Source organism: Paenibacillus sp. FSL M7-1046 (genome assembly GCF_038007405.1).
Classification (GTDB): domain Bacteria; phylum Bacillota; class Bacilli; order Paenibacillales; family Paenibacillaceae; genus Paenibacillus_AQ.
Window position 1 is genome coordinate 339,418 of sequence record NZ_JBBOXB010000001.1, and the last position, 25,349, is coordinate 364,766.

A 25,349-nucleotide genomic window follows, 5' to 3' on the forward strand; every position below is an offset into this window, starting at 1 on the left:
AACTCCACCTCTCAAATCCAAATATTTGAACAATAATCCAGATATTCCTACATAATAGGTGTAAATATTACACAGGTCAACATCCATTGGCACGTTCAAAAGTGGTTGACAGATGGAAATAAAAGCTCTTATCTTCTAATTCCTTACATCAAGAGATCAGCTTGGACTTCTCAGCCTGTTCTGCGGCTTTGCGGATGAAGCGTTCAAGCGGTTTCTGCAGCGTAAGCCCCAGCAGCAGCGCCAGCACGCCGAAAAGCAGCAGAGCCAACACATCGCGGAAGACCACCTCCGGCAGAATCCCCCCTACCGCTTCCCGTAGCAGACTGATCGCATAGGTAAACGGCATAAAAGGATTCAGGATCTGAAAGAAATGCCCGGTGGTACTGATGGGAAATGTGCCTCCGGAGCTGGAGAACTGCAGCACCATAAATACAATCGCAATTCCTTTTCCCAGATTGCCGAAGACCGAAACGAGGGTGAACACAATCGTCACAAATACGATGCTGATTAACACAGCAAACAGCACAAACCAGCCTTTATCCGCGACATAACAGTTCAGGATATAAATATTGCCAAACACCGCTACCAGTGCCTGAAGGATTCCGATGGTCAGAAAGGTCAGCAGCCGCCCGAAATACAGCTGGTGGCCGGTATATGTGATGCCTCCTGTATCGACTCCCGTTCGCAGCAGGGAGATCATCAGGGTTCCCCCCACCCATAAGGAGAGCACGACATAAAAAGGAGTCATCGCCGAGCCGTAATTCGGAATCGGGTAGAGCGTCTTCTCCTTCAGGACGACCGGACTGGCGAGAAAATCGCTTTTGCTCTTGATATCTCCGCCCAAGAGCTGCGCGATATCTTCCAAATTCACTTCACTTTTGATTTGCCGGATGGTCGCTGCCGCTTTGCGGACTGCGGCTTCAAGCGTGGGAAGATCCTCACGCACCAGCTGTGCAGCGCGCTCCACGCCCTGATCAGCACGCGGAAGTCCGGTGGTGATCAGCGCCGCTGCCCTGCGGAATTTCTCCTCTGCGGCAGGCAGATCATTGCGGGCAAATTCAGCGGCTCCATGGATCGCTACTCCGGCAGCGGGGAGTCCGCTCTCGATCTGCGGAAGAACATCCGTGACGAAATGATTGAACGTAGCCATCTTGTCCTCAAGGCCGCTGGCTGCCGCATGCACATCTTCGCGGATTGCAGGCAGGTTCTGCCGCAGCGAAGCAAGGCCCGACTCTCCGTATCCGATTGCCGCCGCTGCCTCATCCAGAACTGTATTCAGTGCGTCAAGGCGCTGTGGAACATTCTGCAGTGCCTTGGCGGCAGTCCCTGCGGTGCTGGTTAGCTGCTTCATGGAGTCCGTTACCGCCGGCATGCCTTCTGCATTGTAGCGCGCAACAATTCTATTCAGCGCCGTTTGGCTCTGCCCGGCGGCCAGACTAAACTGCTCAAGCGCGCCGGCGTCCGGGCCGCCTCCGGCCTGCAGCGCCGACGCAAGCTTGTCCGCCCGGGAAGCAGCGGATGTGAACTGCTCCTGCACTTCACTTAAAGCATTGATGTCGCCGGTACGCACCGCCCCGGGCGACAGGCTGTTCACCGCGCCAAGCAAAGCCGCGGTGTGGCCCAGTGTCCCGCTTCCGGCCGACAGCCGGGCTGAAGCGAGCTGCAGCTGCCGGGCTGCCGCCGGCTGCTGTTCCTTGCTGTTCTGCAGCTCTTCGGCAAGCTGCACAGCGGCATCCCCGGTCTGCTGCAGCAGATAGAAATTCTGCTGCATAATCAGGGGAATGCTCTCGAAGGCCGCGCCGTTCTGTTCCAGAAACTGCTGCAGCTCCTGCCCAAAGCTGCTTCCGGCCGCAGCCAGCCGGTCCGCCTGAGGCAATGCCTTGGCCGCAGCATTTACCACTGCTCCGGCTTCCGACAACCGCTCGGAAGCCCGGTCCAGCATCTCGTCCACCTTGCCGAAATTGTCATCCAGCCCGGTGACCAGAAGAGCAGCCCGCTCCAGCTCAGGAAGCTTGCTGCTCAGCGTCTGCAGCTGCCCGGCGGCTTCACTGATCTGGGACCAGTGCTCGTCGATCGTCTCCGCCGCCGCTCCAGCCTGTTCCACCTCCGGCAGCTTGCTGGTAAGGGAAGCGATCCTCCCGGCGGAAGAGGAGATCTCCGGCCAGTTCTGCTGCAGCTTGAGCACCAGCTTGCCCGCCTTGTCTATTTCCGGCAAGCTGGCCTCCAGCTTGAACAGCCCCTGCTCCACCTTGCGGATTACCGGCAGCTCGGATTGAAATTCCTCATCAATGTGACGGAGGGCGTTAAGCACCGTGCTGCTGAGTGTTTCGATAAAATGCTCACTGATTTGCGACGTGATCGTCGAAGCACCCTTCGCAGTGATTTTGGGCGCGATGGCATTGATCTTTTCGTTAACGGTATATTCTACCTCGGGCTTCACCAGGTTGCCCTCAACGATTCCGGCCATCCGCTGCGAGAACTCTGCGGGAATGACGATGCTCGCATAATAGTCTCCGCGCCGAACCCCAATTTCAGCGGCCCGGGCATCCGTAAAGGTCCAGCCCAGTGTCTTATTGTTATACAGGCTGTCCAGCACCTGGTCACCGATATTGAAGCTTTTTCCCTGCAGCTCCGCCCCTTTGTCCAGACTGGCCACGGCGATTTTGATGCCGGAGGTGTTGCTGTATGGATCCCATACTGCGGCCACATTTACCCAATCATACACAGAGGGCAGCACAATAAGCGCTGCAATCAGCAGCACCGCCACCGGAATCCTGAACAGGTTGCGCCAATCGTTCAGATAGATCCGCCATATTTCCGCCATCCGCCAGTCACCCCCAAGCCGTTATTTGGATATTTTAATATGCCCCGGCATGAAGCTTTTTACAAATCTGCTGCCGTTTATCACATCTTCGGCAGTTCTGATAGACCTCAGCAAAATTTTTGCAACATTTCTTGCTAATTTACGTTAATAGAGGTACATACCCCGTTTGAGAACTATAGCGAAGGGTAAAGAGGTATATAGGCTATTCACAAGCCATATTTAAGCCAAGGGGGAAATGAAAAGATGTTATTGAAAAACTCCAAGTATGTACTGCCTTTGCTGGTCCTGCTGTTTCTTTCCCTCGCAACAACGGCAAGCACAGCGGGAACACGTGCGGAAGCGCAAAGCGGCGGGCAGATTCAGCATCTCACAGCATATATTCACGATCTACAAATCGTAGACGGCAAGCTGATGCTTAATGCGGACGATATCGAATGGTTTGAAGGCGCGGACGCCAACCGGGTGTTTGCCGAGCGGGAGCCAGATGACGCGGCAGAGCTGGGAGGCGCACCAGACGGATATTATATCGTTAACGACAGCGATTTGCTAACCTCTTATCCGGTTGCCGATAATGCCGGTGTAACCATGCAAATCTATGATCATACTGGAACGATCGAGGATCTGGATATCAACTGGAACGAGGGAATTTCTCTACCACAGTTCCAGAAGGAATTCGCCAAGACCGATATTATCGACTTAAGCCAATTTCCATACCATCTCACGATCGAAGATGGTCAAGTAACTTCAATTGTGCAGCAATACATTCCATAACCATTGTTATAGTCGTACAAATTAAGACGGTGTCTGCCCATCCGGGCAAACACCGTCTTTTTGGTACGCCTTCTTAGCGCGCGCCCCATAGTTTTAAGTTGAGAGTTGCCAAGGGTGGAAAAACTAAAGCATTAGACTAGAAATGCTGCTGCCAAGCGGCTTTCAAAAATAATACCTGCAGTGTCCATGAAATAAGTACTAGACTGGCCCAACAATAAAAACAGCGGTAAGCCTTAAAATATAGTCCTAGTCTGCCGCTGTTTATTGAGCTATCGTTTTCCTTTAGCTGAATTGAAAGACTTATTTAAAGCTTTCTTTAAGCGTCCAAGGAATAATGCCCTCAAACTCTAATTGCAGAGTAGGGTTAGGGAACCCATCAGGGAGTGAACTGACTCCATTGGTGAATCCAAATTTAAAACCATTGATCTCAATCATATTATTCGTGGCTAAATGACTGACTTCTTCACTCGTTTCAATCCAACAATCAGGACCGCTTATTAACTCTCCTACTATATGAAAAAAACCGCCGTATAAATGCATACCATCTTTTATTTCACAATATTCCGAGACCTCACCTTCTTTGGTTGGGTCTATTCCTAAACTTCGAAAAAAATCTAAAACTGGCTTAGGTATTAGTTCAATAGCACTTACAAAATTCTTACAGAAGATACAATCACATCTTTCAGTGATTTGATGATAGGCTTGGTAAAAATCTTTAGTTTTCTCAACATCTACTTCAAGATTCCAATCCCCAATTTTCATCTGCTTCATGGAAATATCCCCTTATAAAGAGTTCTTAAAACAGTCATATACTAAGGGTCGAGTTCCTACACCGTCATGCTCAATAACTTAACGACAGAAGGAGTAGTTGCGGCGGCGGCAAACTGCTCCTGGATCGCTGAACTAACGGTTGCAATAGGTAAGCGTTTGATATAATCTCCGGCTTTTCCCCTGCGCCACACCGGACGTGCCAGTTTCCCGGCATCCGGCGTTCCATCTAATGAAAGCTACTTGATCATTGGTTCCCCGTTACTCTAGGTTCTGGAAAAAAAAAACTGATCGGTTCCAATCCGCATTTAGTGCGGTATTGGTTGATCAGGCTCTGCATGGATTCAGTTATTCCAAGCTTAGCCATGAGCCCGTCAATTGTCTGCTTGCATGTAGAATGGATTAACCGATGAACCTCCTTTTGGAGGATACGAAGATTAGAGAATTTATCGTTGCCGCCCAGATGAAGCGGTACAAAATGATGGCAGTGAACATCTGCCGCAGAAAGATACATGCCTGTAACTTCGCATTTCCCCATTTTCATACTGTAGCGACTGATTCGGTTATCCATGTACTCTACACTTCGACTTGGGATATGGGATTTCATTAATGAAGCAATTTCGTGTTGCAAATCTGACCGTAGCTTTTGGTGGATTTGCTCTCTTCCTTCTGCTGTATAAAGGGTCAGCTGTTGACTGAAGCTCATGGTATTTCTTGTCTTCACATCAGCAAGAGGATATAAATACACGTTTGCCAATTTAAATGTCCTGAAGCCGCGACTGTAGAATTTCTTGTACGTTGGCGGCGGGTTTTCAGGGTGTTCGTATTTCCCAATCTGTTTGAGACGATTGAACATGAAGGCACGTAGATCGTAGGCAAGACGTGAGAACTCGGGGTTGACGTGGGTTGCCCATTTGAAATAGTTATGAATCCCTAGAACAAAGCTATTGAACAGCAGTGCATTCTGTGCGGTTGGGGAAGCTCTAAGTTTCTTGATGCGCGCTTTGGCTTCTTCTTTGATCTTCCGCTTGTTTTTGGCTTTAATGCCGGTATGCGCCACTCGTTTGTTGCCCTTTTTAGTCGCACGGATGGTGAAACCGAGGAATTCGGACTCCCGTTTGCGCAGATTCACAATCTGCGATTTCTCCGGGGAGATGTCCAGTTTCAGGCGTTCCTTCAGGTACAGTTTAACAGCATGATACCACTTGTGGGCAGTTCTCCAGTCTCGGCAGAGAACTTTGAAGTCGTCCGCATAGCGGACAATGTATCCTTCTTTCAGAGTAGATCGCTTTTTCGCGTACAATTCTCCTGTTCTCGTCTTGTATGACTCGTTCATGGGAAACAGTTCCCACTGCCCAGCAATCCATTGATCCAGATCGTTCAAGACAATATTGGATAGAAGAGGAGAGAGGATTCCGCCTTGTGGAACTCCTTTGAAAGGTACACCTTCTCCATCAATTTCTGCCTTTAGCATCTTCGAGATGCATGCTAATGTTCGCCTGTCCTGAATGCCAAGGTTCCATAGCTGCTTGATCAGCAATCCGTGATTTACATTGTCAAAGAAGCCTTGAATATCGATGTCGACAACATAGTGGAGTTGCGAATGATTCACTAGAAATTGCACTCTAGCCATAGCATGGTGAGTTGACCGCAACGGTCTGAAACCATAGCTATGGTTATAAAAGTGAGCTTCCGCGATTGGCTCAAGCACCTGCTTAAAGCACTGCTGAATGATACGGTCCAAAATACACGGAATTCCGAGAGGTCTCCATTTGCCGTTATCCTTTTCAATGCGCTTCCGTCTGACTTTGTTGGGGCGGTAGTTCTTTAACTTGTATTGGATATCAAGGACTAGTTCGTCTTCGGATAGCTTTTGGATATCCGTAATGGTTTTCCCATCGGTTCCAGGTGTCCGCGATCCTTTATTCGATTTCATCATTCGATAGGCGAGGAGGATGTTTTTTCTGGATGTGATGATGTCGTAGAGTTGCGGGAAAACTTCCTTTTTCGAGGCACTATCGTATAACGCTGTGAATGTGTCCGTCATGCCGTAGTAATCCCAGTATCGAAGAGCTTGCACTGTGGCATCCCTCCTTGTAGAGGTGATGTTCCCACGTTCCTACCCGATCGGTGCAATTCACGTTGGAGAATGATCGTTCTTTCCATTAGACTTGGGGCTGTTCCTCCACTCCCATTACAGAAGATTCATCAGTCGTGCCCCTGCCCTCACAAGGCTTAATGCATTTCGGCATGTGCCTTATTGCAACCGTCTTGGGTAACAGCCCTTGTTGCGACGTGCCTTGCTTTCCAAGTCCCTTACAACCTAGCTATCTCAGGACGTAGGTGCTTCCTCTAAGCCTGTGAGCTGGAAGCTGCCATTGTTCAGCATAGCGTATTTCATAGGGAAAATTATTACTTTACGCCACTCACACCATCGCTTGATGGCCCGCATGTTTCCATACGTTCTAACTTTAGACCCGTACATTCGGAAGTTCGTCAGTTCAAAAAAAAAAGAATGAACATTCTCACCATATCCAGTTTTTCAGCCGCGCGGCATATCCATTGGCATACCTTTCCGTGAGGAGGCTTCAGCCTCTGTTCTGCCGACTCCACCTGTACTTCACACCCCATGCTCTGTCAGGCATGATGCATGCAGGAGTATTGGCGGGATGGTTTCGGGAAACATGGTTCCGTCATTCCCATCCTCGGTTATAAAGTTGAGATTCCTAATTTTGAATCTCCTGCTTTTCACACCGCCGGGTGCTTATAGCAGAACTTGTCGTACTTACCCGTTAGTTGAATCAATTTTCACTAAAGTAAGCCATCTTAATAAACGCTAAAAAACCAATAATTTTAGAAAATAAAAATTAAAATGTATATTATTCCGACTGCTAATTTAATAAGTGAAATAACGTATTCTTTTGAGCCTTTCAAATACCTCCATTCGATAAAGGCATGTTGTCCCATGGCAACTATAAAAAATATTAACAAGAACCACTTAAGTGAGTTGATATTTGTTGTATCCAAAATGAAGAAGAAAATACAAAAACTAATGACAGCAAGTAGTCCTTTTACCCACCTATTGATATTCTTTCCAATAGTATCTGAAATTTTATTTAATTCTTCTACAATGAAATACTTCTTTATAGTTAGATCTATTAAGGCTAAAAGTATCACTAATAATGAAATTGATAAACTCGTGGATTGTATATTTGAAATTGAATACGTCATAAACCACCCCTTTTAGTATGCTTAATAAACATTACTCTAAAGCCTTTTAAGACATGAAAATCATACCATTAATTAGGACGTTGAAATAAATGAATATTGCGCTAAACTGCCCGTTAGCTTCATGAAGCAACGACAGTCCAATGCTTTATTCCCCTTAGACATCCAATAAATCCAACCTTTTCACACATATTCGAACGTTGCACTATTTACCCGAAAACACTATACCTATAAGCTTATTTATGAATCAAGCTTCGTGTATCATACTTTATAGATTATAGGATTGGTGATAAATATGACTGTTGGAACAACACCGCACACTGCGGCAAATAAACCTGTACTACACGATTTCCGGATGGATCAGGTCAGCATTACCGATCCCTATTTCATGAATGCGTTCGCTAAAGAAATTCAATATCTCAAAAGCTACGATTCCGACAGGCTGCTCGCAGGCTTCCGGGAGAACAAGGGACTGGCTCCCAAAGCCAATAAATATCCCGGCTGGGAAAATACAGAGATTCGCGGCCACACGCTGGGGCATTACCTAGCCGCCTTGGCCCAGGCCTATCAGAGCACCAAAGATGATGAAATCGGCCTGAGGCTGAAGTATATTGTCTCGGAGCTTGCACTCTGCCAGCTGGAGAGCGGATATCTTTCGGCTTTTTCCGAGCAGCTGTTTGACAATGTGGAGAATAAACAGCCCGCCTGGGTACCCTGGTACACCATGCACAAGATTATCTCCGGTCTGACAGCCGTTTACTCCGCCACCGGAAATGAAACAGCTTATGCCGTTGTAACAAAACTGGGCGAATGGGTGTACCGCCGCACCTCCTCCTGGTCTCCCGGGATCCAGCAGATTGTCTTATCCGTGGAATACGGGGGAATGAACGATTGCCTGTATGAGCTGTACAAAATCACCGGAGATGAGCATCATTTGAACGCAGCCCATCAATTCGATGAGCTGACCTTGTTCACACCGGTCCGTGAAGGCAAGGATATTCTCAAAGGCAAACATGCCAATACTACCATTCCAAAATTCCTCGGGGCCCTGAACCGCTATCTGGCGCTCGGCGCGAGCGAACAGTTTTACCTGGAGGCTGCCGCACAGTTCTGGGAAATGGTTGTGCATCACCATAGCTATATTACCGGAGGCAACAGCGAATGGGAGCATTTCGGCGATCCGGATATGCTGGACCGGGAACGCTCCAATTTCACTGCGGAGACCTGCAACAGCTACAATATGCTGAAGCTCTCGCGCGAGTTGTTCAAGATTACCGGTGACGTCAAATATGCCGATTTTTACGAAAACACCTTTTTAAACGCGATTGTCTCTTCACAGCACCCGCACACCGGGATGACAATGTATTTTCAGCCGATGGCAACAGGCTATTTCAAGGTATATAGCTCACCCTTCGAGGATTTCTGGTGCTGCACCGGAACGGGCATGGAGAGCTTCACCAAGCTGAATGACAGCATTTACTTCCACAATTCCGGCAGCATTTATGTGAACCAATATTTAAGCTCGACGCTGCTTTCTGAAGAACATGGCCTTAAGCTGACGCAAACCGCCGCCCTTCCGTACAGCGATACCGTGCAGTTCACGGTGCAGACCCTGCAGAATAAAGATACCTCTCTATCGCTCAAGCTGCGGCTGCCGGACTGGATTGCCGGTGAACCCGTGCTGAGCCTGAACGGACAATCCGTCAGCTTCGTGACTGAAGAGGGATATGCCGTACTGGACAGGGTTTGGGCGGACGGGGATATCCTGAAGCTTAAAGTGCCCATGAAGCTTAACTATTTCAACCTGCCGGATGCACAGCATGTGGTTGCCTTCAAATATGGCCCGGTGGTGCTGAGCGCCGCCTTGGGACAGGACGATATGTCACAGTCGGCGACAGGAGTAGCCGTCAGTGTGCCGACCCGAAATATGCTGGTCAAGGATTTCATTACTACGGTTAATGCCAGCCCTGAGGAATGGCTGAACGGTTTCACTGACCATTTTGAGACTCTGGAGGATGGCCTGGCCTTTGCCCTGCGTGGTACTGACGAAGACAACCGCCTGGTATTCACTCCTCACTATAAGCAACACAGTGAACGTTACGGAATCTATTGGCGCCTTGTTGAAGCAGACTCTGCGGAGCTGCAGGCCCATATTCTGCAGGCCAAGCTGCATCAGAGAGTGCAGGATGCCACCATCGACAGCCTGCCGGTCGGCAATGACCAGTACGAGCTGGAGCATGGGATACAAGGCGAGAATACCTCTGTAGCCACCTGGGACGGATATAACATCCGCAAATCGGAGAATAACGGCTGGTTCAGCTATAGACTGAAGGTTATGCCGCAGATCGACAACTACTTGTCGGTTACGTATTTCTCCGGCAGCAACGGCAAGGAGATCGCCATTTATGTGGACGGCGAACTGCTGGCCAGCGAGACGCTGCACACGGATAAGCCGCGCAGCTTCTATAACAAGCGGTATCTTATCCCGGCCGCAAGTGTACAGGACAAGACAGAAGCGGAAATCAAGTTCGTGATCCCGGGTCAGGAGAACGGCATCTTCGACCTGCTGCGCATGATGACAGGCTTTGACGCCGATGCCCGGCTGCAGGAACTGAGCTTTAGCAGAGGGGTCTTATCCGATCCGTTCAGCAGCGATATCCTTTCGTACACGCTGACTGTTCCGCAGGGGACAGAGCTTCTTGAGATGAAGGCGGTGCCGAAGCACAAGAACGCTCTGATCTATGTGGGCGATGTTATGGTCGAGGATACGTCACCTAGGGAAATTGCACTGGAAGGCAGCTGTACAGAATTGACCCTCACCGTCAAAGCGGAAGATCATTCCACGGTTCAAGAATACAAGGTTACTGTATTGAAAAAATAATGCTCAACCCCATTCCAAGCAAAAAACCAGCCGCAGAAGCGGCTGGTTTTTTGCTTACACATATAGTCTACCTTGTAATAAGGGGCGGAAGACCGGATGATTCAATCATGTAATTGGACCACATCATTACCCTTTGACAGAACCGATCATGACCCCTTTATCGAAATATTTCTGGATAAACGGATATACAATCAGAATCGGCAGCGTAGAAACGATGATGACCCCATACTTGACCTGATCCGCATACTGCTGGGCATAACCTCCGGCCGAACCACCCGCGCCCGCGCCTTGCGAGAACACCTGATTGGACAGCAGGATATCTCTTAATACAATCTGCAGCGGCTGCAGGTTGTTACTGCGGATGTAAATCAGGCCGGTGAAGAAATCATTCCAGTGTGCAACCAGATAATATAGACCGATGACCGATACTACCGCCTTCGACAAAGGCAGGGCTACCTTAAGAAAAAATTTAAAATGCGTACACCCGTCCATGGAAGCGGCCTCGAACAGCTCCTTGGGGATGGAATTCTCAAAGAATGAACGGGCAATGATCAGATTGTAGACGTTCACGCAAAACGGAAAAATAAAGACCCACATCGTATTGGTCATATGCAGATCCTTCATCAGCAGATAAGTCGGAATCAGTCCGCCGTTAAAAAAGAGGGTGATTACAAACGTCAGCATCAGGAACCGTCTGGCCCGGAATTCCTGTCTGGACAGCACATAAGCCGCAGGCAGCGTGAATAGCAGGTTCACCGCCGTTCCGAGAACCGTATACAGCAGGGTATTTCCGTACCCCGTCCAAATCCGCGAGTCCTTGAAGATTTCACTATAGCCAAAGAAGCTGATATTTTTCGGGAAAATCGTTACCTGCCCTGTCGACACCAGCGTGGAGTCACTGACAGAGGCGATAATTACAAAATACAGCGGGTACACAATGCTCAGAAAGATAAGCAGGCACACTGCATATACGACGGCATCAAAGAGGACATCCGTCAACTTTTTACCCTTTTGGTTAATAAGCTGCATGAACACTTCACTCCTTCCCTAAGTGCTGCTACCACAGGCTGATGTCTGAGGATTTCCGGGCAACCAGATTCATCGCATACAAGAAAATAAAGTTGATCACGGTATTAAACAGGCCAATCGCCGCTGAATAGCTGAACTGATTGCTGATAATCCCGATTTTGTAGACATAGGTGGCAATGACCTCAGATACCGGAAGGTTGAGGGCGTTCTGCATCAGGAAAACCTTCTCGAAGCCGGTACTGAGCACGTTCCCCATACTAAGCACGAACAAAATGATAATCGTAGGGATCAGCGCCGGAATATCGACATGCTTGATCGTCTGCCAGCGGCTGGCTCCATCAATTTTGGAAGAGTCGTAGAGCTGCGGGTCCACCGTGGAAAGTGCGGCCAAATAAATGATGCTGTTCCAGCCGCAATGCTGCCAAATCTCCGATAACACATACACGGGAACAAAGGTTTTGGTTGAGCCCAGCAGATTGATATCACCCAGACCGACCGAACTCAGGATATGGCCGATAACCCCGGAGTTCGGGGAGAGCAGCACATTCAGCAGTCCCACCATCACGACAATGGAGATAAAATGGGGCAGATAAACGGTCGTCTGCAGCGTTTTTTTCGCCCGCTTCCAGCGCACCTGGTTAATCAGAAGGGCAAGAATAACCGGTGCGGGAAAACTCAGGATAACGGTTGCCAGACTGATGGCTATCGTATTCTTCATCAGGTCCGGAAACATATAGCTGTCGAAAAACTGCCGAAAATAAAACAGCCCTCTCCATGCGCCTCCCGTCAAGCCCTTGGAGAAGTCATAGTCACGGAACGCCAGCTGGATGCCGTACATCGGAATGTAGTTGAAAATAAAGATCACAACGATTGCCGGAAAAATCATAATCCACAGCTGATAATCCCGTCTGAAGGTATTCACCACGGTGGGCTTTTTATGAGCCGATTTCATCAGAACCATCACTCCCATTAAGGAGCCGGAAGAACGGATGCCTTAAGTCCCCCGGCACGGCTTCTTCCGGACTCAGTTTCTCTTAGGGTCTGCGCTTGCTGCTTATTGATTGCTCTTGTAATCATCGTAATATTTCTGTATGATCCCAATATTTTTGGAGACACCGGTCTTCTCAATGTTTTTCACATAAGCATCCCATTCCGAATCAATGCCGCCCTTGGTGATCCATTGCGACCACTTCGAGAGGGCCAGAGACATCATGCTCGTATTGTTAAGACTCATCGCGTTGTTGTCCGCTGCACTGTATTTGATAAACATGCTTGGCAGCACATCCGTATCCTTGTTGATGGCGTCTAGAGCCGCCTTAAGCGGTTCGGTCTGTTTACCGACGGACTGCATATCCGTCCCCAGCGTCAGCTTCAGGGAATCCGCAATATACATTGCCCCGTTATCCGCCCAGGATGAGGTCCACTTCCAGGTGCCCGGGTCCATCGCCGTATCTGTTGGAGGCAAAATAGTGTAGGTTCCGTCCCTGTTGTCGCCAATGTTAGTGCCAAGCGAGCCGAACAGTACCTGCATACTTACCGTAGGATCATACAGCTCATTAATGAACTTCATGGCCGCTTCCTTGTGTTTGGATTTGGCGGACATTTGCACAGTGTTGACCCCATAGTTCAGCGAATTATAGTCATAGCTCCAGGAAATCTTGCTGGTTGAACCGGCTGACACTTTCAGAGGTGACATCGAAGTATACTGCGGAGCCAGCGCATTGCCGACTCTGTCGGTCACTTCCCAGCCCCAGGTGAAGCCGACAGCCGCCGTGTCCCCGTTGCCCCGGGCGACGGATTGGAATTTGGTGTAGTCCTGGGTGAACACCTCGGGATTGATAAGTCCTGCGCTGAAGCATTTATTCAGGAAAGTTACCAGCGTTTTGTAGCGTTCATCCGTGAAGAAGTTCTTCACCTGTCCGTCCTCCACAAAATAGCCGAGTCCGCTGTTATCCGTCAGTGTAATACCTTCACTGCCCAGCAGCACCGTAGGCATGAAAGCTCCAAACGCTACAGTTCCTGTAGGCGCAAAGTCCATAGGAATTTCGTCGCCCGGATCGCCGTTTCCGTTGGCGTCTTCATCCTTGAACGCTTTCAATACATCGTATAATTCATCCCAGTTGGTCGGCATTTGCAGGCCCAGGTTATCCAGCCACTTTTGGTTGATGAACTGGCGTGTGGTCGTTTCCGGCCAGAATCTTTGATATTTAGGCAGGCCGTAGATTTTACCATCGAGCTGTGTGGCAATTACCTTGGTCTCCGGCTTGGCGTCGAACATGGCCTGCACGTTAGGGCCGTATTCTTTGATCAGCCCGGTCATGTCCTCGAACAACCCCGGGAACTGCGAGAAATCGGCATCGGTGATGGAGTTGACGCCTACGATCAGGTCGGGAATATCTCCGCTGGCCAGCAGCGTGCCTTTTTTCTGATCCCAGTCCGCCGTGACCTCCTGCCACTCAATTTCAACCCCGGCCCGTTCTTGGGCTTCCTGCAGCCATTTCATTTTGGAGAATTCCTGAGTTAACGGATGTTTGGTCATGATGGCGGTAAGCTTAACCTTCTTGCCTGTGTTGCCTGTACCGGCAGCCTCTGTATTTGTATTTGTATTGTTGCCGCCTGAGCACCCGGACACCGTTGCTGCACTGAACAGCAGCACGAGCAGACCCACTAGAATTTTTTTCATTTTGTATCCTCCCTTTTTCTGTTCGATCATAGCAGGAAAAAGATGATATACTTCATGAATATCTAAAATTAACCAAATGAAACTGAAATCCAAATACACATATCATCATATTGTATCCGCTTTCAAATGCAATTTTAAAAATAGAGATCAGAATCTCCGGGAATCTAAGCAGATTTATGAGACTTTCCATCCCTCTCCTTCCTTTGGAACGTCGTTTTGTTATCTCTAGCTTACGCTTGTTTTAAATTTGGATAAATAGTTTAAAGTTCGAATATGTGTGAAAAGGTTATCAATTATCTAAACATTTTTAAGTGGTAAGCGCTTTACTTCGGGGCAGCTTTCCTTAATAATAAGAGTACGCGAGAGTGTACAAAAGTCAGATTAAAGGGGACAAGCGGATGATTGCTTTCGAGCTGATCGTAGATACGCCGGTCGATTTGGAGATCACAGGCAAATTTATCGCCCCCTCCTCCGATTGGATTCACTTAAGCAGAATTTTGCAGGATTACGAGCTTATCGTCATGACCGAGGGGGTATTGTACCTGGCGGGAGACCAGCAGCATTTTGTTGTCTCCAAGGGAGAGTATCTGCTTCTGCCCCCCTCTACCAAACAGTACGGATATAAGGCTTCGGAATGCAGCTTTTACTGGCTTCACTTCAAGTCCCAGGACGGGATCAGCATTACCGACATCTCCACCCATCCCCGAAACAGGGAGGACAACAAACTGCTGCTTCCCCAGTACGGAACCTTGAAAAGTCTCGAGAAAATCATTGTCATGATGAAGCAGCTTCAGGATTCGGTCCGGGGCTACAATCAAAAGACACTCAATAACTATATGTCCACGGTCATTTTGTGCGAGCTGTACAACCAGGTCTTTCACACTGAACATAATCCCGCCAAAAAAAACAAGCAGGAACAGCTGTACAATGACATCGTGGACTATATCAAGTGGAGCAGAAGTGAGCATATTAAGGTATCGCAGATCGCCACCTACTTCGGTTATAACGAAAAGTATTTATCCCATCTCTTCACCCGGATTTCGGGCATCTCCCTGAAGCAGTATATTTTGCAGCAAAAGATGGAGCTGGCCAAATTCCTCCTGTCGGACACCAACCAGAATGTAAGCGAGGTCTCACAGCAGCTTGGCTACAAGGACTGCCATAACTTCATGAAGTCCTTCAAGAAGATCGTAGGCTTAACGCCCACGGATTTCCGGAACGCCTACGCCAAACGGCTGCTTTTTTATGAGTGAACACACCAACAGCAAAGAGTCCAGGCACCCATGGTTATACGGGATTCCTGGACTCTTTGTTGGTTTGCAGTTGCTCAGTTCAGAACCTTACTTACTGCTGTCCTTCACGGGCAGGCCGAAGTTAGGTGTGCCGTCTTCGTTCCAATACAGCACCTGTGCACGGGTATGACGGTTCGGGTCATAAAGCGGATCGCCGGTAATTTCTTTATAATTGCGGGCATGGTAGATCAGCACATCTTCACCTTGCTCATTCACAGTGAAGCTGTTGTGTCCCGGACCGTATTGTCCGTTCTCTTCACTGGTCTTGAACACAGGCTCGGGATGTTTAGTCCAAGATGCAGCATCCAGCAGATCGCTGTCTTCATCGGCATCCAGCAGGCCCATGCAGTAATTGTAATCGGTAGCACTGGCCGAGAAGCTCATGAATATGCGGCCGTTACGTTTCAGTACCGCTGCGCCTTCATTTACACTGAAGCCAATTTTCTCCCAGGAATACTCAGGTGTCGCAATCATGGTCTGGGGGCCGGTCAAGGTCCAGGGGTTGCTCATTTCGGAAATATACAGGTTGGAGTTCCCTGGAATTTCAGGGTCCTTCTGCGCCCATACATAATACAGCACTCCCTTGTGCTGGAACGTAGTCGCGTCCAGGGCAAAGGACTCCCAGGCTGTTTTCACCTGGCCTTTCTCTACCCATGTGCCTTCGAGCGGATTGGCCGATTCGTTCTCCAGGGCAAACATACGGTGATCGAACAAGCCCTCGTTCGTTTCGGTTGTACGGGCAGCGGCAAAATAAATGTACCATTTCCCGTCAATATAATGAATTTCAGGCGCCCATATATTCGCGCTTAGCGGTCCCGTCTCATATTTCCGCCAGGCTACAACCGGCACGGCTTCAGTAAGTCCTTCAATGGTCTCCGACCGGCGCACCTCGATCCGGTCATATTCCGGCACGGAGGCGGTGAAGTAATAATAGCCATCAGCATGTTTATACACCCATGGATCAGCGCGCTGTTCCACAAGCGGATTGCTGTATTCTCTATTTGTGTTCATAATGGTTTCTCCTTTGATCTGATCAGTAAATATAAAGAATGAATTCGCTGCTTCTCTACTCCAAAGTAAGTACAACTACAGACGCAGGCGGAAGGACACAGTTCAGTACTCCATCCTCCAAAGCTGCAGCTTCATAGACAGACGGCGCTACCTTGTCTGGCGTCTGGAACGTGTTATGTGCACCAAGCTCCGTATGCGTCAGAATTTGCCCGGTTACCCGGGTTGGCGCCGCGCCACCGATACCAAAGCTGAGAGTTGCACCGTCCTCATGGCTCAAGTTGCAGATCGACACATAGATCTTGCCTTCCCCGTCACGTGAAGCAGATACGCTAAGCTGTGAAATAGCAACCCCGCCGCTGGTGTATTGCGGACTCTCAAAGGCAACCTCGAGCAATTCATTATCCTGATGCACCTTATACATCTCAAACACATGATACGTAGGGGTTAGCAGTAATTTATCGCCTTCGGTCAGGACCAGCGCCTGCAGGACATTTACCATCTGTGCAATATTGGCCATCTGCACCCGGCTGCTGTGATTCTGAAAAATATTGAGATGGATGCCTGCTACCAGCGCATCTCTCAAAGTGTTCTGCTGGTACAGGAACCCCGGGTTCGTTCCGGGCTCGCTCAGGAACCAGGTCCCCCACTCATCTATAATTAATCCTACCCGCTTCTCCGGGTCATACTGATCCATAATGGCCGAATGTCGGGTAATGAGCTCATCCATATGAAGTGACTTCTGCATCGTTTCGAACCATTCAGCTTCGTCGAACCCGAGCGCCTGGCGTTTCTCTTCCCAACTGCCGGGGATCGTATAGGAATGCAGGCTGAGGCCATCCATGAAACGGCCGGCTTCCCGCATTAATACTTCCGTCCAGTTGTAGTCGTCCACATTCGCTCCACCGGCAATTTTGTACAGCCGGTTATCCCCGTAATTTCTGGAATAGGTCTGATAGCGCCGGTACAGGTCCGCATAGTATTCGGGACGCATATTGCCGCCGCAGCCCCAATTCTCATTGCCGACGCCGAAGTATTTAAGTTTCCAGGGCTGTTCTCTTCCGTTCTCCCTGCGCCAGTCCGCCATTGGCGATTCGCCGTCAAAGGTCATATACTCGACCCATTCCGACATTTCCTGAACCGTACCGCTGCCTACGTTGCCGCAAATGTACGGTTCGCATTCCAGCAGCTCACACAGGCGGAAAAATTCATGGGTACCGAAATGATTATTCTCCACTACACCGCCCCAGTGCGTATTAACCATCCGCTTGCGGCCTTCCCTCGGTCCAATTCCGTCTTTCCAATGATATTCATCGGCAAAACAGCCACCCGGCCAGCGCAGCACCGGAATGTCCAGTTTCTTCAGCGCTTCGATGACGTCATTGCGGATGCCGTCCGTATTGGGAATCGGCGAATCCTCGCCTACCCACAGACCTTCGTAAATGCATCTGCCCAAATGTTCTGCGAAATGCCCATATATATTTTTGTTGATTTTGCTTTTGGGCAGGTCAGCGTGAATCACAAGCTTTGCAGTCATAGTTTCTCTCTCCTTGGCTAATGTTTTTTTATTTAGCCCTTTATCCCTGAATTCAAATTAATCGATTGTACAAAGTATTTCTGCGCGAACACGAACAGCAGCAGCGTAGGAATGATAGCGAGAATCGCCGAACCCATGAGCTGTCCGATCATCCGGTAATTTCCATAAATATCCTGCAGCAACAACAGTCCGGCAGTAACCGGCATTTTGTCAACATCCGTGAATACGATTACCGGCCACAGGAAGTCATTCCAGGATCCGGTGAACGAGAACAGGGCACACACGATCAATACCGGCTTGATCAGCGGCACGATAATCGACATGTAAATTCTGTAATGGCTCGCACCATCGACATGGGCCGATTCGTCGAGTTCCTTCGGAATGCCGTTCATAAACTGTCTGACCAAAAAGATATTCCCCATACCCGCGAGTCCGGGGATTACCATTGCCCAGGAGGTATTAACCCAGCCCAGAGCATCAATAATTTTGTAGGAAGGAATCAGATTCACGACACCCGGGAAGAACGAAATACCGAGCAGGGTGAAAAAGAGCGTGTCTCTGCCTTTAAATTTCATCCGCGAATAGCCATATCCGGTAATGGAGATTACCACAACCACCAAAAGAGTATGCATTGTGGCAATAAGCAGTGAGTTCATCAGCCAGCGCAAGATTGGTGCGGTAGAGGTGTTTTCCAAAATCGCAATATAGTTGTCAAAAATCCACTCTTTCGGGAACATTCTGAACCCGGAGCTGACCACCTCGGTTTGCGACCGGAAGGAGGTAGTGATTCCGAAAATAACAGGAACGATCCAAATAATGCAGAGAATAATTAAGAAGAGATAGGAGAGATATTTAGAGATACTGATGCCGGAGCCTTTTCTTTTCCCTGCGTTTTGTCCATTAAGAAGCGGACTATTATCCATTTGTTGTGCCGCTTGGTTTGACATACGGGTACACCTGCCTTTTCAATTTCCATTGCTGGTCCATTGTCTTATCGAGTGTTAAGCTGCATTCCGGTTCATCACATAATATTGCAGAGCCGAGATGACCAGGATTATAAGTCCCAGCAACACCGCCATCGCCGATGCCATTCCCGCAATGGATTCCCCGTTGCCGAACGCCAGTTGACGAATATACATCATGAGTACATGCGTGCTCTGCCGTGGTCCGCCGTCGGTCATCATGAGCGGCTGCCCGAATACGTTAAAGGCTCCGGCAGTAGTCATGACAAAGGTATAGATGAGCGGAAAACGAATGGAAGGCAATGTAATACTCGTGAATCTGCGGACGGGTCCTGCCCCGTCTATTTCCGCCGATTCATACAGATCCTGTGCCACACCGCTTATGGAGGCACGGTAAATAATCATATTGCCCCCGACGCCGCCCCAGACTGTAATGATAATAATGATAATCCACGCATATGGCTGATTGGCCGGCCAGGATACGTCTGAGCCGAACACATTCCCCGCCATTCCGAGCTGCTTGTTAAAGAGCAGCAGCCAAATCAGCGCGCCTGCAGATATGGAAATAAGGCCCGGAATGTAGATGATGGACTGGATCAGGCTTTTCCCTTTGACTTTCTTATGTTCCAGTGCAACGGCAACAAGCAGCGGAATCACAATCAACAGCGGAACACTGAGCAGCACAAAAATCAATGTGTTCTTAAGCCCGTTGTTGAATTGGGTATGAAAGGTGGAACTGTTGTCAAACAAAATGGTCTTGTAGTTGTCTAAACCTACCCAGACCGGATCATTCATCAGATTCCATTTAGTAAAGGAAGCGTAAATCCCGTAGATCGTGGGCAGTAAAATAAATACAGCAAATAAGATGACATGTGGACCTACAAAGAAAACAGGCGCCAAATTAAGTTTCTTTTTCATAGGCATTCTTTTCTCCTTTGGCATAAAGCAATGTGCCGTATTCCGGCACATTGCTTTATGCAATCATTTCCGCTTCCTTTTATTACTTCGCTGCTCCGCTTGTGCCCTCAGCGATTTTATCTTCTACAAATTTCTGCATGGTCTGAAGAGTTTCATCAATATCTACGTTGCCGCGGACGATATCTCCGCAATACGTATCCACTGCTTCTGCAATATATGGATAGTATTCATAAGTGTAGATGTAGAGGGATTCAATCTCTTTCTCATTCGAAGTAAAGAAGGACTGCATGTAATCCTTATACTCAGGGCTCTCAATAACTTTTTTACTTGCTACGGTCTGTCCGGCTTTGGCCCATTCAATGGAATTCTGACGGATGAACTCCAGGAAATTACCGATTCCGGCTACCTTTTCTTCAGATCTGTCTTTATTCTTGAACATGGAGAACAAGTGCGAAGAGGATCTGTTCGTGAACTTGTCAGCCGTGTTGGAATATACGTTGGTTACTCCGAAATTGAGGCCTTCAACTCCGGCATGCGCTGTGGAGCTCCATGTGCCGTCTGTGGAGAACAATACATTGCCCGATTGGAACATCAGGTATCCGTCTTCACCAAACGGTGTCATCAGACCGGCATCGTTGATCTTTTTAACATTTTCAAAAGCTTGTTTCATCACCGGTGTGTTTACAGCAGGTTTTCCGTTCTCCTGGATATCTCCGCCAAGGTTCTGAACTTGCCCGAGGATAACCCAGCCCAGCAGGGCATCGTTGACCACAAAGTCGCCTTCAGCCAATTTGCCTTTCAGCGACAGCATTTCATCTATCGTCACCACATTGTCGTCAAGGAAGGATTCCGCACCATATTTCTTAAGCAAATCTTTATTGTAGTACATAACATTACTGTGAATATCGAGAGGCACTGTATATTGAGTTCCATCTATTGTACCTGTTGACCACGCTTGCGGCAGGTAATTGTCTTGTTTAATTTCAGGCTGAGCAGTTGTTACTGCAGTCATTGGCTCAAGTGTTCCTTGCTTCACATAACCCGGTACACGGTCAGCGTGGATAATAGCCAAGTCAGGCACGCCTTTGCCGGAGTTCAGAACCGTCGAAATTTTGGTATACATATCCGCGGTAATTACATGCTTCACCTTTATCTCTGGATTGGTAGCATTGTAATCTTTAACAAGCTGGTCCATATAGGCACCGTCATCACCGGTCAGCGGCGTCCAGAAGGTTATTGTCTTTGAATCATCTTTCCCGCAGCCTGCCAATACCGTCGATAATGATAGAACAAGTGCTAATGCCGAAAAACCCCACTTTTTCTTCAACACTTTCTCCTCCTAATAATTAAATTAGTAAATCATCTACAAAAATGTTTTTGCAAACAATGAACTCAGTTTGTTGCCTGCCAGGGAACCCAAGATCAGTTCACCTTGCCTAAACGAATCACATTCCATGAGGCCTTGGACAGCAGAGTCTCTACAAAACCATCCTTGCATTCGGTTCCGGTTGCTTGTCTTGGTTTCACATGTTCTTCCTTGGCTGTATTAACCGCTTTCAGATCCTCATGCTGGAGCTCAATATGTTCGATTAACCGGTAGCCCTCAAATCCGCGCACATCGCATTTTAAATGCAGTGCTTCTTCCAAATGCCGGTTAATGGCGAAGATCGTTAGCTCATCGGCTTCCTCATTATACACAAGGGCACTGTCGAGATATGGAACATCGGTATAGTCCTGAGCGTCATATTTCGGCGAATTGACAATCGGCTGAAGCGAAACGCCGCGCCCGTATTTGGAGGTATGCAGGTATGGATAGAAGATTGTCTGCTTCCAGGCTGCTCCACCCGCTTCTGTCATAATGGGTGCAATTACGTTTACAAGCTGTGCCAGACAAGCCATCTTCACACGGTCCGCATGTCTGAGGAAGGTAATGAGCATACTGCCGATCAGCAGGGCATCTTCAAAATTATAATGATCCTCAAGCTGCGGCGGACCTACTGTCCAAGGCTCAATCTTCGTATCCGACTCATTGGAGTGGTACCAGACATTCCATTCGTCAAAGCTGAGATACATCGTTTTCTTGCTGCGCTTCTTGGCTTTGATGTAATCGCAGGTGGCCGTTACGGTGCGGATGAAATGCTCCAGGTCCATGCTGCGTGCCAGGAAATTGGCAGAATCGTTGTCCCGGTTTCCATAATATTGATGAAGGGAAACATAATCGGCAACATCATAAGTATGTTCTAGAGTTACCGCTTCCCATTCAGGGAAAGTCGGCATCGCTGAGCTTGAGCTTCCACAGGAAACCAGCTCTATCTCCGGATCAACCAGGCGCATCGCCTTGCCGGTTTCATAAGCCAGTCTGCCATATTCGGCAGCTGTCTTCTGGCCGATCTGCCACGGTCCATCCATTTCATTGCCGAGGCACCAGGTTCTGATCTTATGCGGCTGCTCCACACCATGATTGCGGCGCAAATCACTCCAGTAGGTTCCGCCGGGATGATTGCAGTACTCCAGCAAGTTACGTGCGGCATCAATACCTCTCGTACCCAAATTGACAGCCATCATCACCTCTGAGCCTACTTCCTTGGCCCAGCTCATGAATTCATTCGTACCTACCTCATTAGGTTCAATAGTTCTCCAGGCCAGCTCCAGCCGCTTCGGACGCTGTTCTACCGGACCTACGCCATCTTCCCAATTGTAGCCGGATACAAAATTCCCTCCGGGATAACGGATAATCGGTACACCCAGTTCCTTGACCAGTGATTTCACATCACCTCTGAAGCCAAGCGAATTGGAGCTGGGATGACCAGGCTCATAAATTCCGCCATATACTGCACGGCCTAAATGTTCAATAAAGGAGCCGTAAATCCGTTTATCCACTTCAGCGATAACAAAGGACTTATCGGCGATAAGCGTCGCTCTTAATGTGTCTGCCGACAATCTCATCACTTCCATTTCACATTTTTATTAATTAATTAAAAAACATTTGAATGTATTCGCTTACAGATATAAAATAACATATATAAGCCTTCATGTAAATATAAAAGTATAAACCTTTTTATATGTATTCAAAACAAAATGAATTTAAGGCTGTTTTCAGAAAATAATAGGTCTTTTTCATCTTATTTCACTAAAGTATATTTATAATTATATGAATCAAAGGACTTATTAGCTTAAAAAATGACTTAAATTTAATTGTATTACACAAATAAAGGAAGAAGTCTTTCCTTTTTACCTCAATTAGTTTATAATTTTATAAAACAGTCTTTCATGACGTCCGCGGAGGAAGGTATTGTACAATGATTTATATTAAAGATCTAATGAGTGGCATTGATATTTTCAAGGCACTGAGCTCCGAGATTCGCATCCAGATCCTTGAGCTGCTTGCCACCAATCAGGCACTCAACCTGAATGAAATCGCCAAGAAGCTGAATCTCAGCAATGGCGCCATCACGATGCATATCAAGAAGCTGGAAGAGAGCGGCCTGATCGAAATTAATACTTCTGTAGGCAAACATGGCATTCAGAAAGTCTGTTACCTTAATAAAGATAAGCTGATGGTTGATCTCCGCAGCAAGGATGTCGACAACCTGTATGAAGTTGAGATTCAGGTTGGCCATTACAGCAACTATCAGGCTGTTCCTACCTGCGGGCTGGCCACCAAGGACAGCATTATCGGTGACTTCGACGAGCCGCGCTATTTCGCAGATCCCCAGCGGATTGATTCGGAGATTATCTGGATGGCTGAAGGATTCCTGGAATACCGCATTCCGAACTATCTTAAGGCCAATCAGACCTTCCGTGAAATTCAGTTCTCCATGGAAATTGGCTCAGAGGCTCCCGGTTTCAGCGATAACTATCCTTCAGACCTCTACTTTTATGTAAACGGCATCGAAATCGGTTACTGGACCAGTCCCGGAGACTTTGGGGATCAGCGCGGTACCTTTAATCCAGACTGGTGGCCTCCTCACCTGAATCAATACGGCATGCTCAAACTGATCCGGATCAACAATGAAGGAAGCTTTATCGACGGCTGCCGCATTTCGGACATTACCCTTGATGATATTAAGCTGGACTACAAAAGCGAGCTGACCTTCCGCATTGCCGTTACCGACAAGCCGGTCAACAAACGCGGACTGACCATTTACGGCAAGCATTTCGGCAATTACAGCCAGGATCTGATGGCCCGCGTGCTTTATAATGTACATGAGGTTGAAGAAGTTGGCAGCTGTGTTTCCATGACAATAAGCGAGTAAGCACATAAGGACCATCCCGGGCGGCTAGCCCAGAAGATGGTCTTTTTTTCATGTCTATGTGAAGCATTTCCTGCCTGTATAATTGTTATCGGCTTAACCCACACTAACCGATGTCTCCCATACAACCGAGAAGGAGTGTTTCATATGCGTGAAGGTCTGATCCCTGCCGTTCTTGGTACCGTAGTTTCCGCTTCCGGCGCAGCTTTTCTGGGAAGCAAATACAAGCTGGCCGCAACCGGCGTGCTTGGCTTTGGTCTGGCGCATATTGTCTTAGGCGCGATCGATTTGTTTGAGCACCGGTAAAAGGTTGGAAGATGCCGGCCCTTGCTTAAGTACGGGCCGGTTCCTTATCGGAACAATCGGATTAGACGCAAAAAGGCCCTCACCCTCCAGGCAAGGACCCACATAAGCATATAGTTTATTTCACTGCTACATAAAACAGCCGCTGGGCACTGTCATCCGCCTCTACCCATTCGAAGTCGGCATAGGTCTTCACATCACTGAACCCAGCTTTCAGCAGTTCCGCTGTCATCCACTCCGGATCATAAGCCCGCTGAACATGAGTCTCCTCAAAACGGCGGTACAGATCCCCCCGTTCCTCTTCACGAACAAAGATAGACAGATGATGCTCAATTTCCCGCCGCGGCACATCCAGCTCACTGGTCCAAATATACGATATGGAGGGCTCATTCATGAAAAAGGGCTGCTCTTCCTCGTAACGGATCAATGTATTGGGATGATGCACGTCAAACAGAAAGGTTCCTCCCGGCTTAAGACCGGCAAAGGTGCTGGCGAAAACCGCCTGAACGTCCTGCTCTTCCAGTACATAGTTGAGGCAATCACAGAAAGAAATAACGGAATCCACCGGTTCCGGCAGCTCCCATTCCTTCATATTTTGCCTTACCCAGCGCACACTGCCCTCCCGCAAGAACCTGCGGCCCTGCGGATGCTCCTCCAGCTTCTTTTGCGCCACAGACAGCATGTCGGAAGAGAGATCAATGCCCGTCATATGATACCCTGATGCGGCAAGCGGAATGGTAATGCTGCCGGTTCCGCAGCCGAGTTCCGCCACGGTGAGCGGCTTTCCGTGCAGCTTCCAGGCGGTTTCCGCAAACTCCAGCCAATCCGGATATGGCATATCGGCCATAAGCTCGTCGTATACATATGCAAATTTCCCATAGGAAGACACTGC

General features: G+C 48.4%; 19 protein-coding genes. 5 read left to right on the forward strand and 14 right to left on the reverse strand.

What is annotated here, in order from left to right; genetic code table 11:
* Nucleotides 1-148 precede the first annotated feature (148 nt).
* Entirely contained in the window at nucleotides 149-2,824 is a 2,676-nt protein-coding gene (locus NYE29_RS01275; protein WP_340893962.1) for a YhgE/Pip domain-containing protein, read from the reverse strand.
* 243 nt (nucleotides 2,825-3,067) lie between these two features.
* Between NYE29_RS01275 and NYE29_RS01280 the strand changes: the two genes are divergently transcribed.
* Nucleotides 3,068-3,595, forward strand: a complete 528-nt coding sequence (locus tag NYE29_RS01280; protein WP_038587957.1) for a hypothetical protein — start codon at nucleotides 3,068-3,070, stop codon at nucleotides 3,593-3,595.
* A gap of 300 nt (nucleotides 3,596-3,895) precedes the next feature.
* Here the strand turns inward: NYE29_RS01280 and NYE29_RS01285 are convergent, their stop codons facing one another.
* The 3 genes from NYE29_RS01285 to NYE29_RS34485 form a co-directional block, all read right to left on the reverse strand.
* Nucleotides 3,896-4,366 (reverse strand): hypothetical protein, encoded by a 471-nt coding sequence (locus NYE29_RS01285; RefSeq protein WP_038587954.1) that lies wholly within the window; start codon nucleotides 4,364-4,366, stop codon nucleotides 3,896-3,898.
* Nucleotides 4,367-4,610: 244 nt separating this feature from the next.
* A complete protein-coding gene (ltrA, locus tag NYE29_RS01290; RefSeq protein ID WP_340893965.1) occupies nucleotides 4,611-6,443 on the reverse strand; it encodes a group II intron reverse transcriptase/maturase in 1,833 nt (610 codons plus the stop codon).
* 773 nt (nucleotides 6,444-7,216) lie between these two features.
* On the reverse strand, nucleotides 7,217-7,594 hold the full coding sequence (locus tag NYE29_RS34485; RefSeq protein WP_038587941.1) for a DUF4181 domain-containing protein: 378 nt from the start codon (nucleotides 7,592-7,594) through the stop codon (nucleotides 7,217-7,219).
* Between the two features lie 352 nt (nucleotides 7,595-7,946).
* On the opposite strand from NYE29_RS34485, the gene NYE29_RS01295 reads away from it, so the two are divergent.
* Nucleotides 7,947-10,472 carry a beta-L-arabinofuranosidase domain-containing protein gene (locus tag NYE29_RS01295; RefSeq protein ID WP_340893967.1) on the forward strand — a complete coding sequence of 842 codons (2,526 nt, stop codon included), beginning with the start codon at nucleotides 7,947-7,949 and terminating at the stop codon, nucleotides 10,470-10,472.
* A gap of 126 nt (nucleotides 10,473-10,598) precedes the next feature.
* Here the strand turns inward: NYE29_RS01295 and NYE29_RS01300 are convergent, their stop codons facing one another.
* The 3 genes from NYE29_RS01300 to NYE29_RS01310 all read right to left on the reverse strand — a co-directional run bounded on the left by NYE29_RS01300 (nucleotide 10,599) and on the right by NYE29_RS01310 (nucleotide 14,184).
* Nucleotides 10,599-11,501: a carbohydrate ABC transporter permease gene (locus NYE29_RS01300; RefSeq protein WP_038587935.1), complete on the reverse strand. Its 903-nt coding sequence runs from the start codon at nucleotides 11,499-11,501 to the stop codon at nucleotides 10,599-10,601.
* Between the two features lie 28 nt (nucleotides 11,502-11,529).
* Entirely contained in the window at nucleotides 11,530-12,453 is a 924-nt protein-coding gene (locus tag NYE29_RS01305) for an ABC transporter permease (protein ID WP_340893969.1), read from the reverse strand.
* A 102-nt stretch (nucleotides 12,454-12,555) separates the two neighbouring features.
* Nucleotides 12,556-14,184: an extracellular solute-binding protein gene (locus NYE29_RS01310; protein WP_340893970.1), complete on the reverse strand. Its 1,629-nt coding sequence runs from the start codon at nucleotides 14,182-14,184 to the stop codon at nucleotides 12,556-12,558.
* Between the two features lie 365 nt (nucleotides 14,185-14,549).
* Here NYE29_RS01310 and NYE29_RS01315 point away from each other — a divergent pair, with 365 nt between their 5' ends.
* Entirely contained in the window at nucleotides 14,550-15,437 is an 888-nt protein-coding gene (locus tag NYE29_RS01315) for an AraC family transcriptional regulator (RefSeq protein ID WP_340893972.1), read from the forward strand.
* 87 nt (nucleotides 15,438-15,524) lie between these two features.
* On the opposite strand, the gene NYE29_RS01320 is transcribed toward NYE29_RS01315, so the two are convergent.
* From NYE29_RS01320 to arfA, 6 genes are all read right to left on the reverse strand, one after another.
* Nucleotides 15,525-16,487, reverse strand: a complete 963-nt coding sequence (locus NYE29_RS01320; RefSeq protein ID WP_340893973.1) for a glycoside hydrolase family 43 protein — start codon at nucleotides 16,485-16,487, stop codon at nucleotides 15,525-15,527.
* A gap of 55 nt (nucleotides 16,488-16,542) precedes the next feature.
* Nucleotides 16,543-18,021: an alpha-N-arabinofuranosidase gene (locus tag NYE29_RS01325; RefSeq protein ID WP_340893975.1), complete on the reverse strand. Its 1,479-nt coding sequence runs from the start codon at nucleotides 18,019-18,021 to the stop codon at nucleotides 16,543-16,545.
* A 32-nt stretch (nucleotides 18,022-18,053) separates the two neighbouring features.
* Nucleotides 18,054-18,944, reverse strand: coding sequence for a carbohydrate ABC transporter permease (locus tag NYE29_RS01330; protein ID WP_144024305.1), 891 nt, complete (start codon nucleotides 18,942-18,944; stop codon nucleotides 18,054-18,056).
* A gap of 78 nt (nucleotides 18,945-19,022) precedes the next feature.
* Nucleotides 19,023-19,901, reverse strand: a complete 879-nt coding sequence (locus NYE29_RS01335; RefSeq protein WP_038587920.1) for a carbohydrate ABC transporter permease — start codon at nucleotides 19,899-19,901, stop codon at nucleotides 19,023-19,025.
* 82 nt (nucleotides 19,902-19,983) lie between these two features.
* Nucleotides 19,984-21,231 carry an extracellular solute-binding protein gene (locus NYE29_RS01340; RefSeq protein WP_076110525.1) on the reverse strand — a complete coding sequence of 416 codons (1,248 nt, stop codon included), beginning with the start codon at nucleotides 21,229-21,231 and terminating at the stop codon, nucleotides 19,984-19,986.
* Nucleotides 21,232-21,323: 92 nt separating this feature from the next.
* Nucleotides 21,324-22,841 (reverse strand): arabinosylfuranosidase ArfA, encoded by a 1,518-nt coding sequence (gene arfA / locus NYE29_RS01345; RefSeq protein WP_445322145.1) that lies wholly within the window; start codon nucleotides 22,839-22,841, stop codon nucleotides 21,324-21,326.
* Between the two features lie 359 nt (nucleotides 22,842-23,200).
* Between arfA and NYE29_RS01350 the strand changes: the two genes are divergently transcribed.
* Together NYE29_RS01350 and NYE29_RS01355 are read left to right on the forward strand one after the other, a co-directional pair.
* Entirely contained in the window at nucleotides 23,201-24,157 is a 957-nt protein-coding gene (locus NYE29_RS01350) for an ArsR/SmtB family transcription factor (RefSeq protein WP_076110523.1), read from the forward strand.
* Between the two features lie 144 nt (nucleotides 24,158-24,301).
* Complete coding sequence (locus tag NYE29_RS01355) at nucleotides 24,302-24,460, forward strand: hypothetical protein (protein ID WP_038587909.1); 159 nt, start codon at nucleotides 24,302-24,304, stop codon at nucleotides 24,458-24,460.
* A gap of 115 nt (nucleotides 24,461-24,575) precedes the next feature.
* Here the strand turns inward: NYE29_RS01355 and NYE29_RS01360 are convergent, their stop codons facing one another.
* Entirely contained in the window at nucleotides 24,576-25,346 is a 771-nt protein-coding gene (locus tag NYE29_RS01360) for a class I SAM-dependent DNA methyltransferase (RefSeq protein ID WP_038587906.1), read from the reverse strand.
* Nucleotides 25,347-25,349 lie beyond the last annotated feature (3 nt).